Below are 18,241 nucleotides of genomic sequence, written 5' to 3'. Positions count from 1 at the left end.
TAATCAAACATTAATATTTAATACATTACACATTATACTTTATTATTACCATAATTTGTCGAATTTGTTTTTTTAACATTAAAGTTAATATAAAATATGGCCAATATCTTTTAACTGAAGCTTATCTTGGTATGTTTCTATTATGGTTTGATATTCTAGGTCTTTGGCGCAACGACTTTTGCAATCATTCCATTTTCATTGATCGATAACCCCATAAGAAAAAGGCTGCCGCAGCAACCTATCCTTCTTTGTAAAATTCCTTGTCTAAATTGATTAAATAATTTTCCTTCTTATTTCATTTCCCCTAGTAGGAGCGACTGTAATCCCTGTTGTTTCTTCAAAATTATATAAACTAGTAGGCAAATCTGTGAATCGTTCTAATTCATTATAAGCGGGAATACCGTGGTATGACATATCCAATCCTTCATCTTCTTCCCGTTCACTCGCTCGTAAACCAACGGTCTTTTCACATACCTTTGCCATAAATACACCGCCTAAAAGCCCCCATACAACTACTACTGCTGCACCTAATAATTGTACTTTTATAAGTGAGAAATCACCTGTTGTTAAAAGCCCCTGAGTTTTATCAAACAATCCAACCGCAATGGTTCCAAATACACCATTGAAGCCGTGAACCGCTACTGCTCCCACTGGATCATCAACTTTTAAATGGTCAACGAAAAGTGTTGCATTAATCACAATTAAGCCACTGATAGCCCCAATAATGATTGCACTCCATTGAGAAACAAAGGCACAACCAGCTGTCACCGCCACTAGACCAGATAATACTCCATTAATCGTCATACTTGGATCTGCTTTACCAAACTTCTTCAATGTAATAAGCAGGGCAGAAGTACCGCCACTTGCTCCTGCAAGCATGGTATTAATAGCAATAGATGCAAGGGCTGTATTGGAAGCATCTAATGTACTACCAGCATTAAAAGCGAACCAACCAAACCATAAAATAAACGCACCAGCTGAAGCTAGAGGAATGTTACTAGGTGCAAATACATTCGCACTTCCATCTGAATTAAATCTTCCTTTTCTTGCTCCCAATATTTTCGCAATAGCAAAAGCAGCAAAACCTCCAACAGCATGGATGGCAGCCGAACCTGCAAAATCCTTCATTCCTAATTTTGCTAACCAACCTTCGCTGTTCCAAATCCAATGACCTGAAAGTGGATATATAAGGATACAAATTAGTACTGCAATTAACATATAGGCTTTAAAGTTCATACGTTCAGCTACCGCACCTGAAACAATCGAGATACAAGCTACTGCAAATCCCATTTGGAATAGTACAAAGGCTGTACTAGGCAATTCAATCGAAAGGGCAATCTTTTCTGGACTGCCAAATAAAGAAGTACCAATGAATCCGAAGGCATCATTCCCAAACATAATGCCAAATCCAATCATCCAGAAAGCTAAAGCTCCTATCGTTAAATCCACAAATATCTTCATTGTTACATTGACAGCATTTTTAGTTCGAACGAGACCTGCTTCCAGTAAACTAAATCCGCCTTCCATAAACAGTACCATAGCGGCTGCCAACACAATCCATACGGTATTTAAATAGATTAATTCCATGTTTGTTAGCCCTCCCTATCTACTAACTCATCAATATCAAAGTCTGCTTTTCCTGTTCTAATGTTATAAGCTTCAAAAATCGGATAAACGTAAATTTTTCCGTCCCCATCTTCTCCTGTTTGGGCTGAATCAACGATGTTCTTTATGGTACGTTCTACCATATAATCTGAAAGAACAATTTCCAATTTTACTTTTGGATGAAGAGTTACTTTATAGTTTTTTCCACGATAGACACCCTGAGTATCTTTCTGTTTGCCCCTCCCAACTACCTGGGATACTGTAAAACCTGTAACTCCAATATTCTTCAATCCCTTAATTGTCTCAGTGAGCCTTTCTGGTCTTATAATTGCTTCAATTTTTTTCATGTATATCCCACCACCGGTTCATGTTATGTTTCCTAACATCGATACGGTAAATAATATACCATGCAAATAAAACTTTCAATAATAAATTGCGAAAATTATAAATAGTAAAATCTTGGATTATATAAAGGTCTTTAAGAGCGAAAAAGAAAAAGACATTTAGGCAGGGTGCAAACGAACTAATTTCCCTTGGGATATGCTATGATTATTATGATTTGTTAACTATTTGTCTATTAAAGTTAACATATATATTTAACCAAACGTTTTGAAATGGGGGGGATATTATGTTTAAGCTGAGAGGTCATCATCTGTTTTGCCTTTTGGGCTATCGGGGAATGGGCTATTCCCAAGAATACGTTGAAAATATGACACTTCTGCACAAAACCTTGAGAGACAACCCGAAGACGAGAATTGAACTTGTAAAGGGTCCTGATCAGTTGTGTGAAAAGTACCCAAACTCAGGTATATACCACTGCCAAGATGACAATATTTATGAAAGAGACGCTGCTATATTAGAAAAGTTAGGGCTTACAATTGGACAAATTGTGAATTGGGAGGACATTGAGTTGCTCATCCGAAGCTATATCATCCCATCTGATATTCAAAGTGTATGTAAATCTTGCTCCTGGAGGTCATATGGAGTTTGTGAAGAAGGAATTCAAGAAATTCTTGATGGGAAAGGCTTAAGGGAAGTGACCTCAGTCAACAAACAAAATTTGAGTAATTTCTAACTATTCAAAAATAGCAAAACTTTATAAAATCAATTAAAATATAATCAGACTTCTTTGTTAGACAAAACGCTTAAGTAGATATTGGTATTAAGAGAGGCGGGAAGTGAAATGGAAACATCAAAAAAAATAATTGTAGAAACAACGGTCCAAGCACCAGTAGAAAAGGTCTGGGAATATTGGACAGAGCCAACTCATATCACAAAATGGAACACTGCAACAGAAGAATGGCACACCCCATTTGCTGAAAATGATTTGCAAGTTGGCGGGAAATTCCTTTCAAGAATGGAAGCTAAAGATGGCAGTTTCGGATTCGATTTTGGTGGGGTTTATGATGATGTACGATTGAATGAGAGTATTGCTTACACCTTAGAAGATGGAAGAAAAGTTACTATCTCTTTTATCCGTCAAGGAGACGAAACAAAGGTAATTGAAACTTTTGATGCTGAAAACAGCAATCCTATTGAGATGCAAGAAGCCGGCTGGCAGGCCATTTTAGATAATTTTAAAAAATACGTAAATAATTCAAAATAAGATTAGGAAATAAAGGCATTTAATAGGATAGTATTAGAACCGGGCAAGTGACAGGTATTGACGCCTTCATCTTGCTCGGTTCTTTTCAATGTTCTAGTTAACTTTTATTGATACAATATATCGTCTCGTAGAGATGCTACTTTTGTTAATGCTGTATCTATATCTGTTTCATTCACACCAAAGTGAGCAAGCGCTTCGTGTAGATGTTTTACGATTGCATTAAAATGGGCTGGTTGAAGATTCATCCCTTCGTGCGCTTTTGCCATAGATTGTCCAGAATATTGATTTGGACCACCTAATGCAAAGCTAATGAATTTTGACTGATGACTGCGTTGTTTTTCCATATCTGTTTCTTTAAAAAAATGATTTACTGTATCATCCTTAAGAACCAACTCGGAGTAAAAATAGTCTACCACTTTCGCAATCGCTTCTTTTCCGCCAACTTTTTCATAAAGGTTTTGTTCCATATGTACACTCCCTGATAAAATTTAATATACGTATTTTTCTACAGAAAAGTTGTATTTATTCTATAACATTTTTTTAACCTTTACGATCGGGTACTCTAGTTTTTGGTTTTTGTTTTATGTTCCGCAATTGGTTGTTATAATAGTGGTTATGAAATACTTAGGAGGTTGTCACAATGACCACATTTGAAAAGTTAAAGCCTATTATCGCAGACCAACTGGGTGTCAAAATGGAGATTATCAAAATGGAATCATCCTTCAAAGATGACTTTGAAGCTGATTCACTTGATATGGTGGACCTGACGATGGAAATAGAAGATGAATTCGCGATCGAAATTAGCGACAAAGTTGCAGCGACGCTTCAGACAGTCGGCGATGTTGTAAACTATATACAAAACCAACGTAATAAATAAGCAATAAACAAAATAAATAAAAAAAATCCTTCTCTGTCAATTTAGAAGGATTTTTTTGTTATTCATTCTAGTGTAGGGAAAAGTTCGTATATTCAATCTACTTAGGAAAATCATTATATTTATTTTTGAAACCTTTTTTTACGCCAAATTTACTTATTCCAAAGTATATTATAAGTAATTGTAATAAATACTGTGAATATGAATTTAATGAGAGTCCCCAAAAAGAAATAGTAATACCTACTATTAATACTGAAATAAATGAAATAACACTAACACATACACAAACGAAAACAAATCTAAATAAACCCATTAGATTAGAACAGCCCCTCAAATTCTTCCTAATATTTTCCTGTTTATTACATTCGCCATCGAAGTGGTTTACCCTCTTTTTAAAATGTTATCCGTACCTTTGTTCTTGAAAAAAAACTCTGCTGCTGATGTTGCGTTCAGGGTAGGTTACGAAAGTCCATCGCAATTCAGCCGTGAATATTCCCGACTATTCGGGTTGCCGCCTAAAGAGGATATGAAACGCCTAAAAGAATCCTATTACCAAAGGATAAATGCTTGAAAAAACAAGGAGCAGCGGTTTTAGACCACTGCTCGTTTCATGTTTAAAGAAACCTTAATTTTATTCTATGACTAGTCATAAACACAATTATTAAAACGGTAGTTTTATCTGTAGTTATTATGTGTAGGTTGGAACAAGTCATCTTCACTTTTTCGAACGAGAACAAAGTGGTCGACGTTGTCATGTCCATGGAGTGCTCTATTATGATGATTGATGATCTGTTCTGCAGTAAGCACAGATGAGTCTCTCGTGGAATGCCCATCAGCCGCCAGGGTAACATCAAACCCATTGATGGACGCGGTTCTCACAGCCGAATCAATACAGTATTCAGTTTGACAGCCCATGATAACAAGATGTTCAATTTCATTATCTTTCAAGTAATCTAGCAAACCTGTCCCATAAAATGAATTGGTAGCCTTCTTATCAAAAATCATTGAAGCAGGAGGGATATTAATTTTTTGGTGCACTTGAAACCCTTCACCTTCGCCGCCAGCCACATCTTTATCCCTAACTAAAACCACTAACGCTTCTGCTTCTTTTGCTTTTTCAATTACTAAGTTAATATTCTTCAAGAGTTCCTCTTTTTTAAAGACACTGCTCTCATTTTCATTACCCTCGATTAGTTCCTGCTGGGCATCAATTACGAGTAAAGCTTGATTCACTTCCAAAACCCCTTTCAACTTAATGTTTAGTTCAGATACTTCATAGCATATGTTAATATTACCATTAAACTCCAAATTGGTAGTATTATGTTCATAGAATATTTTCGAGCAGTTTTGAATATTAGAATACGATGGCATATAAAAGTAATTGGAGTGATTTACTTGAAAGTATTGGTAACTGGTGCAACGGGTCAATTAGGTTCAGCTTTGTTGAGACAACTGAAAAATACTGATTATCAAGTCAAAATTACATCGAGAAGAAAGCCGGAGAACGTAAATTTTGAGTGGGTTTATTGTGATTTTTTGACTGGTGAAGGTTTGGAAGAAGCTGTGAGCAATATAGATGTGGTTATTCATGCTGCTACAAGTCCAATAAAGGATTCAGATATCATCGATGTTTTAGGTTTTAAAAAGTTTTTGGATATGACTCAGCAAATAAAGCATTTCATTTATCCATCTATTGTCGGCATTGAAGATATTCCAATGAAATACTACCGGAATAAATATCAAGCAGAAGAATTGTTAAAAAACAGTACTGTACCACATACAATTGTTCGTGCAACTCAGTTCCATAGTTTTGTAGAGAATATTTTTTTATCCAAACCGCTTTTTAAAAGATACCTTGTGCCTGGAGATATTAAAATTCAAAGTGTGGACGTTGATGAATTTGCAGCTCATTTAATTCAGACGATTAATGTGGGACCTCAAGGAAAAACAGAGGACTTCGCCGGGCCAGAAATATTAACATTAAGAGAAATGGCTGAACTGAAAATAAAGGTGAATAATGAATCTAGTAAAGTAGCAAGCTTCCCGTTCCCAGGTAAACTTTATAGAGCATTATTAGATGGAAGAAACACTAATGACCTTCGGAAAGTAGGTAAAGTTACATTTGAAGAATTTTTGATCGCTAAGGGGAATTAAAGTTTCATAAAATCAGTAACAAACTCAGGGTTGTGACCTAAATTATTAAGACTACTAATGTTGGGTCACAATTCACCTCGGATTGTGACCCAACATAGGTATCCTTTTGATTTTCGGTAACAATTCTGCACTGATTGTGACCGAACCATTACTCTTTCCAGATTTTCGGGCACAATCACCTCTAACTCTATCAAGATTTCCCCTAAAACTTTATAAAATTATCAAACTTGTTTGATACAATGCACTCTTTATTTTAAAGCCGCTGAGGCATAAAACGCCAGCCACCTGTATGTGAAATATCTTCTGCTGTTTTTGCCGCACTTGTTTCACAGATAAATCCTGGTATTTCAGAACCATCCTCCAAAACAACCTTTCCGATCCCAAGTGGAGATGGAATCAGAGAAACAAACGAACCGAATTGGCTAAGTGGCATCTCCCAAACCTCTACTTCAATAGATGCCCCTGGTTCGTTCAAGCGGATTAGTCCCGGTTTAGCCGGATGGGAAGGTAGTTTAATCATTTTGTATTGTGGGGCGGTTTTCGCTTCTCGAATAAAGACCGCTCCATGTTCGATCATTTGCTTTTCAAGCGGAAATCCACGCATATGCAAACCACATACAGCTACCAGGGTCGTTTCCTTCTTTTGCATCGAGCGGCGACCATGTAAAAATAAATCGGCAAGCCCACAAATCAAATTCTCATTTTCACTGTTTGAAAACAATGTAATTCCAAATGGTAGATTTTCTTTTGCAGCTTTTGCTGGAACCGCTACAGCACTTAAATCTAATAGATTGCAATGATTTGTATATAAACCCATAAGACTGTTGGTTTCTATTGGATTTTCACGTACCTGATCACGCGTCCATGTACCACCGCATGTTGGCATGACCAAAACTGCATTTTTTAACTGCTGATGGGCTTTTTGGGTAAATTCTCGAAGCTTGTGCATCGCTTTAAATAAAGAAGCAGCATCATGCTCTGGTTTGGCTCCGGAACGAAGGACAGTTTCTGTCACAGGAAAAGCTGCATTCTCATGCGTTGTAATAAATTCCCCTAATTCTGCCCAGCGTTCAGCGACCCATGGTCCTTCATAAAGAATAGCAGAGGCTTCCGCTAAATAACTTCCATCGATGTATACAATCGGGATACCCAATTTTTCGATGCGGACAACCGCTTTTTCCCATGCCTGTTTGTAGTCCTGTGCAAAAGGTCCGTAAAATGCAGGAGGTTCTTGCACAAGACAAATTTTTTCCGGAAGGGCATCCGATTTACGCGTGACCAACTTTGACCATGGATCAGTGCTTTCAACCCCGCGTACCACTTCATCCACAAGCAAGGCATCTGAAAGATTATTAGCAAACACATTAATACAGTCCAAGCTAGCACAGGCTTTAACCAAACCTTTAATCGGCCACGCCCCAAGGCTCGGTTTATAACTGACAAGATTATTAAGTGCAGCCGGTACGCGACCAGATCCAGCAGTATCCGTTCCAAGTGAAAAGGCGGCCATCCCACGTGCAACCGAGACAGCAGAACCTGAGCTTGAACCACCGCTGATCAACTCAGGGTTCAACGAATTTTTTGTTTCACCATAGGGACTTCTTGTTCCTACAAGACCTGTTGCAAACTGATCAAGATTCGCTTTACCAATTGGGATGGCGCCAGCCTCAATTAGTCGCTTAACGACTGTCGCATGCTCATTCGGCGTATAGGAAAACTCAGGGCAACCTGATGTAGTAGATATACCCGCAAGATCGATATTATCTTTAATGGCAAACGGGATTCCCCAGAGCGGTGTTTGCTCTGGATCCATTTGCTTTAACTGCTCTAAATAGGGTTTAATCTTTTCCATCGCAGGCGGGGTAATCCAAACATTATATTCTTTGTCTTCTTCTGCACGATGAACGATTTCCTGAATAACATCTTCTGGTGTAAGTTCATTAGATTGATATTTTCCCTTCAGCTCAGGAATGGATAACAGTTGCGGTACGTTTATTGTTTTCATCAGAAGCACCTCGCTTTTCTTTTGTCATGGATATAATTAATTGACCACCATGAACCTCTTCTCCTGGTGTTACATGAACAGAGTGAATAAATCCGTCATATGGAGCCAGCTGTGGAAACTCCATCTTCATGCTCTCCTCAATAATCAGGGTATCGCCTTTTTTCACTTCTTCTCCTTTAGATACAAGAACTTTCCACACACTACCTGGCATCGTACAACGAACAGCTTCCACACCATCTGGCAGTATTTCTTCTGTCGTTTGGGTCACCTCATGTTCGGATATATACTCATCAAGACCCAATTCATGCCATCTTTCTCGCTCCTCATGAAAGGCAGCCTGTTGGGTTGTTCGGAAAGCATCAGCACTTTCTTTGATAGATTCTAAGAAACTAACATAATCACTAAGTTTAAAGGTTGTTTCGGTAATCTCTACTTCAAAACGTCCTCGTAAAAAGTCCTCACGCATAGTGAGAAGATCATCCGCACCAACTGGATAAAATTGAATTTGGTCAAAGAAACGAAGTAACCATGGCTTTCCTTCTATAAAACTCTTTGTTTGACGCAGACGATTCCACATTTGAAGTGTTCGACCGACGAATTGATATCCCCCTGGACCCTCCATTCCGTATACACACATATAAGCTCCGCCAATGCCTACAGCATTTTCCGGTGTCCATGTTCTGGCAGGATTATATTTGGTGGTTACTAAACGGTGCCGTGGATCAGTTGGTGTTGCCACAGGAGCACCAAGATACACATCTCCAAGACCAAGAACTAAGTAGTTAGCATCAAAAACAACGTTTTTAACTTCTTCAATGGCGTCCAATCCATTCACACGTCGAATAAATTCTAAGTTACTAGGACACCATGGTGCGTCAGGACGAACATTTTTTTGATAACGATCAATGGCAAGCTGTGTAGCCGGATCATCCCATGAAAGTGGCAGTCGAACAATACGGGACGGTACTTCCATTTCTTCAAGAGCTGGCAGCTCACGATCAAGAGATTGAATGATTTCACACAGTTCGGCAACCGACATTTTTGTTGCATCAACATGGACTTGTAGCGAACGGATGCCTGGAGTTAAATCGATTACTGGAATATCCTTACGAGATTGAATAGCCTGCATTAGTGCATGTACTTGGAAACGAAGCATAAGATCCAATTCCATTTCTCCATATTCAATCAGAATGTTTTCATCACCATCTGCACGAATCATCATGGGAAAACGGCCATCTGGACGCTGAACTAGTACTGGATAGTCTGATGAAAATAATGTGGCTTCTGTTGGTAAAGTCGGAAGAACAGCGGAATCAAATTCTCTTGTTCCAATATTATCCAAATACTGTTCTTGTATTAGACGCAGTTCGTTGGCTTCTTCTAATGTTAATAGCTGAAAACAAATGGTGTCTCCTGCATGAAGTTGACCAATTTTCCAAAATTCAGCTGAAGCAGTTGTAACCGGACATACAAACCCACCAAGACTTGGACCATCTGGGCCGAGTAAAATAGGCATATCTCCTGTTAAATCAAGAGTTCCAACAGCATAGGCGTTATCGTGAATATTCGAGGGGTGCAACCCTGCCTCCCCTCCATCTTCACGTGTCCAATGCGGGGCAGGACCTATTAACCGGACACCTGTACGTGAACTGTTAAAATGAACTTCCCAGCTCGTTGTAGTTAATTGATCCAGATAGTCAGGCATTAAATATTCTTCTGTGCAGTGCGGTCCTGGAATCACCCCAATCGTCCATTCCTTTGTTAGAACTGGATGAAGATCAGAAGGGAGTTCGAACTGTGCAGGCTCAGGTGAATAATTTGAGTGAACCCGCAGCACATCCCCTGTTCGCAGCGCACGTCCAGCGTGTCCGCCAAAGCCACCCAGCGTAAAGGTAGAGGAGCTGCCAAGGTATAGCGGCATATCTAATCCACCGGCTACTAATAAATAGGTGCGCATGCCTTGTACTGCTTCACCGAAAGATAGCACTTGACCACGCTTGATATGAATAACTTTATACATAGGTACTTCTCTGTCATCCAACCTTGCTTCCATATCAGCACCTGTCAAGCAAATGGTCATGTCTGCCCGGAATCGATAGGCACCGCCCCGAAGCGTGAACTCTAACCCCGCGGCCTTTTCGTCATTTCCTAACAGCTTATTTCCAATGCGGAAGGAGAAAGGATCCATCGGTCCGCAAGGCGGTACACCGACATCCCAATGTCCAATACGTCCCGGAAAGTCTTGTACTGTCGTTTGAATCCCGCCGTCAAGTACTTCAATCGCACTTTCCGCCGGTGCAAAGTTCTTTAACATTTGTGTGTGCACATATCCCAAACGGCAATCCTCATCTTGTAACAAAGCTTCTAAGTATTGTAGATTCGTAGTAATTCCATATAATCTTGTTTCTTTTAGTGCTGTAGTTAATTTGTTGATTGCTTCCTCTCTTGTATCAGCATGAACAATAATTTTTGCTAGCATTGGATCATAGAATGAAGTGACGTTTAAGCCGTCTCGTACCCATGTTTCAATTCGAGCTTGTTTAGAAAAATGAATTTGGTCCATTTGCCCTCCACTAGGACGAAAATCATTTAAGCAATCTTCTGCATAAATCCGCGCTTGAATACTGTGTCCTTTCGGAGTTGAATAAAGTGTATCCAGTGAACGCAACTCTCCTGCTGCTTCACGAACCATCCACTCTACTAAATCAATTCCTAAGACTTCCTCAGTTACCCCATGTTCCACTTGAAGACGTGTATTCACTTCCAGAAAATAAAACTTTTCTTCATCGGGATCATATAAAAATTCAACGGTACCTGCACTGCGGTACCCTACTTCTAGAGCCAATCTCTTAGCTGACGCTAGCATTTCTTCTCGGACAGACGAGGAGAGAAGAGGAGCCGGACTTTCTTCTATCACTTTTTGATTTCTTCTTTGAATCGAACAATCCCTCTCTCCAAGTGCGGCAACTTCACCAAATTCATTTCCGAAGATTTGCACCTCTACGTGACGCGCTTTTTGAATATATTTTTCTAAAAATACACCACCATTGTTAAAGTTCGTTTCCGCCAATCTACATACCGACTCGAAAGCTTCACTTAATACTGTCTCATCCGTACAGATTCGCATGCCGATTCCTCCGCCGCCAGCTGTACTTTTTAGTATTATTGGATAGCCAATCTGTTCGGCTTCTATTAACGCTATATCTAGATCACTAATTAACGAGGTACCTGGTAAAAGCGGAACATTTGCATTTGTCGCAAGTTCACGAGCAGAGTGCTTTAAACCAAATAATTCAATTTGTTCCGGGCTTGGACCAATAAAAGCAATTCCGTTTTCTTGGCAGGCACGGGCAAAGTCTGCATTTTCGCTTAGAAATCCGTACCCCGGGTGAATTGCTTCTGCCCCTGTTTCAATCGCTGTTTTTAAAATAATGTCGGCGTTTAAATAACTATCTTTTGCCAAACCTTCACCGATTAAAACCGCCTCATCCGCTAGGTCGACATGCAGACTGTCTTGGTCGGCTTTTGTATATACCGCAACGGAACCAACTTCCATTTTTCGCAATGTTCTTTCTATTCGAGTGGCAATAGCGCCTCGGTTTGCAATGAGTACTTTTTTAAACATAATTACACGCTCCTTTATAGGTTATTTATCCCAGATGATTAATTGAATAGGTGTTGGGTTATAGGCGTTGCATGGATTGTTTAACTGCGGACAATTACTAATTACAACCGTTGTCGCATTTATAGCCTGCATCTCCACGTAATAGCCGGGTGCTGAAACGCCGTCATCAAATCTTAAGCCGCCTGCTGGTGTAACCGGAACGTTCATAAAGAAGTTAACATTGGGAGCAAGATCTCGTTTGGTTGTACGGTTATCAAATTTTGCCATTTGAAGCATAAAGGTATCGCGGCAGTTATGCATCGGCAATGTATCGTGTGAGTACCGGACGGTGTTACTTTGTGCAGAGCATGCCCCGCCAAGGGTATCATGTCGTCCACATGTATCGGCTACTATTTTGACCAATTCTTTTCCCGATTCAGTTAAAAGAACTGATCCAGTTGATAGATAAATATTTCGCTGACGCCCAATAGTATTAATTGCACTGTAATGATCAGATGGATGATCTGCATCATAAAATAGAGTATCTGCTGCTTGATTACCTTCAACATCTACAATTCGTAACACTTCACCTGGCTCTAACGTATACAGCCAGCCCTCTCCTGAAAGTAATTTTTTATTATAGATCGCTTCTTCCACTTTACGTTCACTCTCGACATAATTTAAAACAGACATTATTGAATTCCTCCTTTGGTAAGCATTACGTATTCCCATGTATTTTCAAATGCCCGCCGGTTTTCGTCGCGGTGGTTCAAGCAAATGTCATTTTCTTTAACGGGTTCTGCGTCCTTAATTTTCACTTCAATTGGAGTCGATTGATAAGTATGCCTTGTATCAAGCGGATTGGGTGTATTGGATAAAACGAGAAGGACATCCATTTCCGTTCTTAGTGTCACAGTCTCTCCTTTTTTCGTATGCCCTTCAACAAAATTCATGTTACCCTCCTCATCGCAAAACACTTTCGAAAATAAATTGATGACTGGTGATAAATCACTTGTCGTTAATCCATTACGGAAGAGTTCAACTATTAAATCCTCTTCTCCACTTCGGTACCATTCATTCCGATTTTCTTGATAAGTGGTTTTTCCATATTTCTCATCAATCATTAGTCGAGTACTATATCCGGAGATTGCATCATGCCAGCCGACCGTGTCTTCCACGATACTAGCCAGTACACGTCCTTGATCCGTCATCAGAACATTTCCTTTTGTTAAAAATGCTGTGTATTGAGCTTTTAACGTATCTGGCATATTGTAGCGTTCAGCTGTGTCATTGGCGTTATAAAGTAATATAGATACATTGGCACCATCTTCGAGGGCAGTAAAGGTAATTTCTTTTCCTCTTTGAATGCGGGCTGACCATTTTCCACCAGCCGGTATTGTTTTCGTAATAATTGAAGAAAAAGTGTTAATCATCGTTCATCCTCCTTTAAAATAGACAATTGAAATAAAAAAGGATAAAAGCCTGAGAGATGAACATCTCCCAGGCTTTTATCCTTCCGTGTATGCAACTGTTACGGCTGCACCCTTTCTCTCGGACCAGACTTTAAAGATCATCAAACTTCTTTAAACGGAACCCTAGAAAGCTTTTTGTTTCCAACTGATTGCGGAAACCTTTATAAGTATGATGTGTTTTGATGTACTCAGTATAAATGGTTATTGGGTTATGAAACAACAATCATGTTAGGTTATCTAACATGTTTTTCTAATTTCATTTGTGTAGTGGTTGAAAGCATGATTTTTCGTTCTAGCGCCTTCGACCACTTCGTTTTGAAAAACATATAAACAAATCCTATTACAATCCAGACCATGCCAAATGTAAGTGTATATGAATCTAGTAAAGTTAATAGCCATCCAATAAAACTAGCTCCAATTAGAGGAAAAATCAGAAATAAAAAGGTTTCTTTTGGCGAACGTTTTTTATGTTTAATATAGAAATGGGCAATCACAGATATGTTCACGAAGAAAAATGCTGTTAATGCACCAAAGCTGACAAATAATACGGCTGTACTAAGATTAATAAAAATTGCTGATAAGGAAATAACGGCTACAAATATAATATTCGCTACAGGTGTTTTGTATTTTGGATGAATAGAGGTAAATAATTTTTTCGGCAAAACCGATTCACGGCCAAGTGCGTATAGAAAACGGCTTACACTGGTCATGGAAGAAAGCCCTTGTGTAAAGGTCGCCACAATTAACACCATAATAAACAATGAGCTTAATAGGTTTCCGCCAATCAGATGCACCAGGCTGTAGGCTGCGTTATCTGGATTTGTAAATGTAAAATTCGGATAGGCAATTTGGGTTAAATAAGATATAGAAATATACAAAGCTGCAGCAATAAAAATAATCCAAAAAATCGCTTTCGGTATCGTTTTTTGAGCATCAACGGTTTCATCCGCCATCGTGGTTACTGCGTCGAAACCAAGAAAACAGAAGCAAATTACAGCAGCACCCGAGAACACAGCGCTCGTCCGCGACTCAACACTGAAGAATGAAGCGAATGAAAAGATGGAACTGGATTCATTACCTCCAGTTAAAATATCCTTCCCAACCAAAATGCAGAATAGTAAGATAAATCCGATTTGAAATAGAACCGAGATCCCGCTTATGCGTGCAGCGGATTTGATTCCAAGGATGTTTACTACAGCAAGGATAAAATTCATAATAATGATCCAAACATAGATAGGTACAGCAGGAAACTCGGTATTCATAAAAATCCCAAAGGTTAAAATCGCAATTATGGGAGAGAAAACATAATCGATCAGTAGTGCCCATCCGACAAGAAACCCTGCTTTCGGATGAATCGAATTTTTCGTATACGTATAGGCAGAACCAGAGATTGGATAAGCTTTTACCATTTTGCTATAACTATAAGCGGTAAAAAAAATTGCTAGAAATGCTGCAATATAAGCGGCTGCCATTTGACCATTTGCCGCTTCAAACGCCACACCGTAGACCGTAAAATAAATCATTGGGGTCATCCAAGCAAGTCCCATAAAAACAACTTGAGGCAGTTTAAGTGATTTAACAAGTGTAGCATTCTCCTTCATCATCCATCATCCTTTTCTCAATGTAATAAAAAAGGAAAAAAGTCCGGGAGATTTTTGTTTTAAAAAATCTCCCGGGCTTTTTTCCCTCCGTGTATACAACTATGAATAGCTGTACGCTCTCTCTCGGACCAGACTTTAAAGTTACTTTTTTAAACGGAACCCTAGAGAGCTATTTTATTCAGTTGATATTAATAACGCGTTGATATTTTTAATATGTTTGAAGTATAAACCAGGTAAAAATAGAATTCTATAACTATGTAAGGAGTTCTAACATAGAAAGCGAAGAAACGTTACTAGATTTTATTTAAACAACACATCTGATTTTAGCTTCTTACAATAAACATCAAAAAGCCTGGGAGAATACTGTTTAACAGTTTCTCCCAGGCTTTTATCGTTCCAGGTCACAGCGTAGCTATCCGTTTTGATAATATTATTATTTTCCTTTGTTTTCCTTTTCCCACTTAGCCACTTCTTCACGAACAATCGGAGCCACTTCTTTTCCTAATAATTCGATGGACCTCATAACGTCTTCATGTGGCATGGTGCCAACCGGGCAGTGGAGCATAAACCGTGTGACTCCGACATTCTTGCGAAGGTTAATGATTTTTTCAGCAACGAATTGCGGATCCCCTACATACAAGGCACCATGCAAACTGCGAGCCGAGTCAAATGCATTTTGGTCATACCTTCCCCATCCACGCTCACGTCCTAATTTATTCATCGCCTGCTGAGTTGAAGGGTAAAACTTCGCCGCCGCATCTTCCGTACTTTCTCCCACGAAACCATGTGAATGTGAAGCAACTGGCAGCTTTGAAGCATCATGACCTGCGTGTTCCGCTGCTTTCTTATAAAGCTGGACTAGCGGTGCAAAATGCTGCGGACTGCCGCCAATGATGGCTAGAACAAGCGGTAATCCAAGCAGACCAGCGCGTATGACAGATTCCTGATTGCCACCGCTTCCGATCCACACGGGGAGTGGATCCTGAACCGGTCTTGGATACACTCCCAAATTATTTATGGATGGTCGATGTTCACCTTTCCAGGATACCTTCTCAGACTTCGTTATTTTTAATAGCAGATCAAGCTTCTCTTCAAATAACTGATCATAGTCCTTTAAATCATACCCAAATAACGGAAATGATTCGATGAAGGATCCACGACCTGCCATGATCTCAGCACGTCCATTTGAAATGGCGTCAAGTGTCGCAAAATCTTGGAAAACTCTGACTGGATCATCAGATGATAAAACGGTAACCGCACTTGTCAACCGAATTCGCTCTGTTTGCGATGCCGCCGCAGCTAACACAACCGCTGGTGATGAAGCAGCATAATCTTCACGATGATGTTCGCCTACTCCAAAGACATCCAGCCCAACCTGGTCAGCTAGGACAATTTCCTCCACCACTTCACGTATCCGTTGTGCGTGACTAATCACCTTACCGGTTTCAACATCCGGTGTTGTTTCTACAAACGTACTTAATCCTATTTCCACAAAATTTCCTCCTACTATGTATTTACATCATAATTAATGGTAAACCATTCACCCTACCATCCAGCTTAACCATCTTTCACTAATTGACAAGCAATTGATTTTACTCCCGGTCTCTTTTACTTGTCAGTTTTTTGGTATCCATTTCTATTCCAGACAATAAATAAGGAATGGATGGTTTAATAAAATCTTCAGGCTGAATTGTCATACCATTTCGTTTCCATTCTACTGAAGCTCCATAAATTCCCCAGCTTAAGATGACAGTATTAATTTTGGGTGCTTCCTTATCTTCCGATGTCGTCTGTTTTACTAACATTTTGTAAAAAATGACTTCAAGCTGTTCCCTAATGATTCGGGCAATTGTATCTTCGTATCCTCGATGACAACGATTGGATAATGACTTTTGAAAATTTGTAACGGCTGTGAATATACAAATGAAGACTTCTTCATTTATTTGGTCAGTCTTGAAAACTTCTTCATTTAAATTCACTAACAATACCTCAGATAATGCCTTCTCTAATAAGTCATAGATATCTTCAAAATGATAATAAAAAGTGGCGCGATTAATCTTCGCCTCGGTTGTTATATCCTTTATGGTAATATCTTTAAATTCTTTTTTAGATGAAAGTTCAATAAAAGAATCCATAATTAATCTGCGAGTACGTAAAACTCGGGGGTCCGTCTTTGATTGAGTCATTTTGTGGTCCCTCCTACTTTTTCAACAATTTCTTCAATGTGTTGAATAAACGACATATTGAAGGAACTATCGGTATTGATCTCTTTCATTATTTACTAAAATGCAATTATAAAGCAAATAGGAGGATTGAAAAATATTGAATAACAACAACAATATGATTTGTGATTTAGAAACAGGTGTATGTGGAGTAGCAGGTGAGGAAGAAATGGAGCTGATTGATTTTAATCAACCCAAAAAATCAATTGAGGTTTATTATGTAACAGACCCAATTTGCTCTCATTGCTGGGCGATTGAACCGCTGTTGCGTCGGTTTAAAGAGCAGTATGGACACTATTTTAACTTCCATCCGGTAATGGGTGGATTGCTGGAAAAATGGCATGACGGGCCCATTGATCCTGCAAACGGAATTTATAAGCCTGCGGACGTTGCTCCTCATTGGAGGGAAGTGGGAAAACATTCCCGGATGCCAATAGATGGATCACTCATGATTGACAATCCAGTACAATCATCCTTCCCGCCTTCACGGGTTTATAAAGTGATTCAAAAAAATCATAGCGATGCAGTGGCTTATGAATATTTACGTCGTGCTAGAGAAGAGCTTTTCGCCTTCAATAAAAATATCTCAGACACATCCGTTATGATTGAGATCGTCAATAAACTTGGTCTTGATGGAGAAACAATTGTAAATGAAGCGGAACAGCCAGCAGGTCAACAATTGTTGAATGAAGATTTTGGTCTTGCAAGAAGCTTAGGTGTTAGAGGATTTCCAACGATTGTTATGATCAATGAGGAAAATAAAGGGGTAAAAATTGTTGGCGGACGTCCGTTTGAATCCTATGTGGATGGATTAAAACAGGTACTAAATATGGAAGAACTCCAGCCAATACAACTACCTTCTCTTCCTAGTTTGCTTGAAAAAGAAAAACTTCTATTTTCAAAAGAGATTGAAATCATGTACGACGTTGATCAATCGGATATTAATGCCTTTGTTGAAAAGGAGCTTTCACCCGCTCAATATCAAGTAAAGGAAATTCTAGGAGAATCATACTTTACCCCTACAATTAAGTAATATAAATCTTCGACTAAAAACGACAAAGGCAACTTCTATATAAAAGTTGCTTTTGGTCGTTCCTA

16 protein-coding genes, 1 pseudogene and 2 riboswitches are annotated in these 18,241 nt (G+C 39.1%); of the genes and pseudogenes, 6 read left to right on the top strand and 11 right to left on the bottom strand.

The window, feature by feature from the left end:
• Positions 1 to 273: 273 nt before the first annotated feature.
• On the bottom strand, positions 274 to 1,587 hold the full coding sequence (locus ABC255_RS12625; protein ID WP_412993914.1) for an ammonium transporter: 1,314 nt from the start codon (positions 1,585 to 1,587) through the stop codon (positions 274 to 276).
• 5 nt (positions 1,588 to 1,592) lie between these two features.
• Positions 1,593 to 1,952, bottom strand: a complete 360-nt coding sequence (locus tag ABC255_RS12620; RefSeq protein ID WP_335535878.1) for a P-II family nitrogen regulator — start codon at positions 1,950 to 1,952, stop codon at positions 1,593 to 1,595.
• 281 nt (positions 1,953 to 2,233) lie between these two features.
• Between ABC255_RS12620 and ABC255_RS12615 the strand changes: the two genes are divergently transcribed.
• Together ABC255_RS12615 and ABC255_RS12610 are read left to right on the top strand one after the other, a co-directional pair.
• Positions 2,234 to 2,680 carry a DUF1284 domain-containing protein gene (locus ABC255_RS12615; protein ID WP_412993912.1) on the top strand — a complete coding sequence of 149 codons (447 nt, stop codon included), beginning with the start codon at positions 2,234 to 2,236 and terminating at the stop codon, positions 2,678 to 2,680.
• 108 nt (positions 2,681 to 2,788) lie between these two features.
• Complete coding sequence (locus ABC255_RS12610) at positions 2,789 to 3,211, top strand: SRPBCC family protein (protein ID WP_412993910.1); 423 nt, start codon at positions 2,789 to 2,791, stop codon at positions 3,209 to 3,211.
• Between the two features lie 104 nt (positions 3,212 to 3,315).
• Here the strand turns inward: ABC255_RS12610 and ABC255_RS12605 are convergent, their stop codons facing one another.
• Positions 3,316 to 3,678, bottom strand: coding sequence for a group I truncated hemoglobin (locus ABC255_RS12605; protein ID WP_335535875.1), 363 nt, complete (start codon positions 3,676 to 3,678; stop codon positions 3,316 to 3,318).
• A gap of 173 nt (positions 3,679 to 3,851) precedes the next feature.
• On the opposite strand from ABC255_RS12605, the gene acpP reads away from it, so the two are divergent.
• Together acpP and ABC255_RS12595 are read left to right on the top strand one after the other, a co-directional pair.
• Positions 3,852 to 4,088, top strand: coding sequence for an acyl carrier protein (gene acpP / locus ABC255_RS12600; RefSeq protein ID WP_412993907.1), 237 nt, complete (start codon positions 3,852 to 3,854; stop codon positions 4,086 to 4,088).
• A gap of 427 nt (positions 4,089 to 4,515) precedes the next feature.
• Positions 4,516 to 4,656, top strand: a pseudogene (locus ABC255_RS12595) (helix-turn-helix domain-containing protein); the annotation flags it as partial.
• Between the two features lie 104 nt (positions 4,657 to 4,760).
• On the opposite strand, the gene ABC255_RS12590 reads toward ABC255_RS12595, so the two are convergent.
• A complete protein-coding gene (locus tag ABC255_RS12590) occupies positions 4,761 to 5,318 on the bottom strand; it encodes a cysteine hydrolase family protein (protein ID WP_412993906.1) in 558 nt (185 codons plus the stop codon).
• A gap of 114 nt (positions 5,319 to 5,432) precedes the next feature.
• Here ABC255_RS12590 and ABC255_RS12585 point away from each other — a divergent pair, with 114 nt between their 5' ends.
• Positions 5,433 to 6,239 carry an SDR family oxidoreductase gene (locus ABC255_RS12585; protein ID WP_412993904.1) on the top strand — a complete coding sequence of 269 codons (807 nt, stop codon included), beginning with the start codon at positions 5,433 to 5,435 and terminating at the stop codon, positions 6,237 to 6,239.
• Between the two features lie 253 nt (positions 6,240 to 6,492).
• On the opposite strand, the gene atzF is transcribed toward ABC255_RS12585, so the two are convergent.
• The 7 genes from atzF to ABC255_RS12550 form a co-directional block, all read right to left on the bottom strand.
• The gene (atzF, locus tag ABC255_RS12580) at positions 6,493 to 8,244 is read right to left on the bottom strand and encodes an allophanate hydrolase (protein WP_412993902.1); all 1,752 of its coding nucleotides are present in this window, start codon (positions 8,242 to 8,244) and stop codon (positions 6,493 to 6,495) included.
• A complete protein-coding gene (gene uca, locus ABC255_RS12575; RefSeq protein WP_412993900.1) occupies positions 8,204 to 11,869 on the bottom strand; it encodes an urea carboxylase in 3,666 nt (1,221 codons plus the stop codon). Before uca ends, atzF begins: the two co-directional genes overlap by 41 nt.
• Before the next feature lie 21 nt (positions 11,870 to 11,890).
• Positions 11,891 to 12,541: an urea amidolyase associated protein UAAP2 gene (locus ABC255_RS12570; RefSeq protein WP_412993898.1), complete on the bottom strand. Its 651-nt coding sequence runs from the start codon at positions 12,539 to 12,541 to the stop codon at positions 11,891 to 11,893.
• Complete coding sequence (locus ABC255_RS12565; RefSeq protein WP_412993896.1) at positions 12,541 to 13,281, bottom strand: urea amidolyase associated protein UAAP1; 741 nt, start codon at positions 13,279 to 13,281, stop codon at positions 12,541 to 12,543. The genes ABC255_RS12570 and ABC255_RS12565 overlap by 1 nt, the downstream gene beginning before the upstream one ends.
• Before the next feature lie 62 nt (positions 13,282 to 13,343).
• Positions 13,344 to 13,458, bottom strand: a riboswitch (guanidine-I (ykkC/yxkD leader).
• 95 nt (positions 13,459 to 13,553) lie between these two features.
• Positions 13,554 to 14,921 carry an APC family permease gene (locus ABC255_RS12560; protein ID WP_412993894.1) on the bottom strand — a complete coding sequence of 456 codons (1,368 nt, stop codon included), beginning with the start codon at positions 14,919 to 14,921 and terminating at the stop codon, positions 13,554 to 13,556.
• A 66-nt stretch (positions 14,922 to 14,987) separates the two neighbouring features.
• Positions 14,988 to 15,097: riboswitch (guanidine-I (ykkC/yxkD leader) on the bottom strand.
• A 257-nt stretch (positions 15,098 to 15,354) separates the two neighbouring features.
• Positions 15,355 to 16,413, bottom strand: coding sequence for an LLM class flavin-dependent oxidoreductase (locus ABC255_RS12555; RefSeq protein ID WP_412993892.1), 1,059 nt, complete (start codon positions 16,411 to 16,413; stop codon positions 15,355 to 15,357).
• Between the two features lie 100 nt (positions 16,414 to 16,513).
• Positions 16,514 to 17,107 (bottom strand): TetR/AcrR family transcriptional regulator, encoded by a 594-nt coding sequence (locus tag ABC255_RS12550; protein WP_412993890.1) that lies wholly within the window; start codon positions 17,105 to 17,107, stop codon positions 16,514 to 16,516.
• Positions 17,108 to 17,261: 154 nt separating this feature from the next.
• Between ABC255_RS12550 and ABC255_RS12545 the strand changes: the two genes are divergently transcribed.
• Positions 17,262 to 18,176, top strand: coding sequence for a DsbA family protein (locus ABC255_RS12545; RefSeq protein ID WP_412998549.1), 915 nt, complete (start codon positions 17,262 to 17,264; stop codon positions 18,174 to 18,176).
• Positions 18,177 to 18,241 lie beyond the last annotated feature (65 nt).

Source organism: Neobacillus canaveralius, assembly GCF_047237705.1.
GTDB classification, from domain to species: domain Bacteria; phylum Bacillota; class Bacilli; order Bacillales; family Cytobacillaceae; genus Neobacillus; species Neobacillus niacini_K.
The sequence above is the reverse complement of the archived record's forward strand: the minus strand, read 5'-3'. Positions and strand labels throughout refer to the sequence as shown.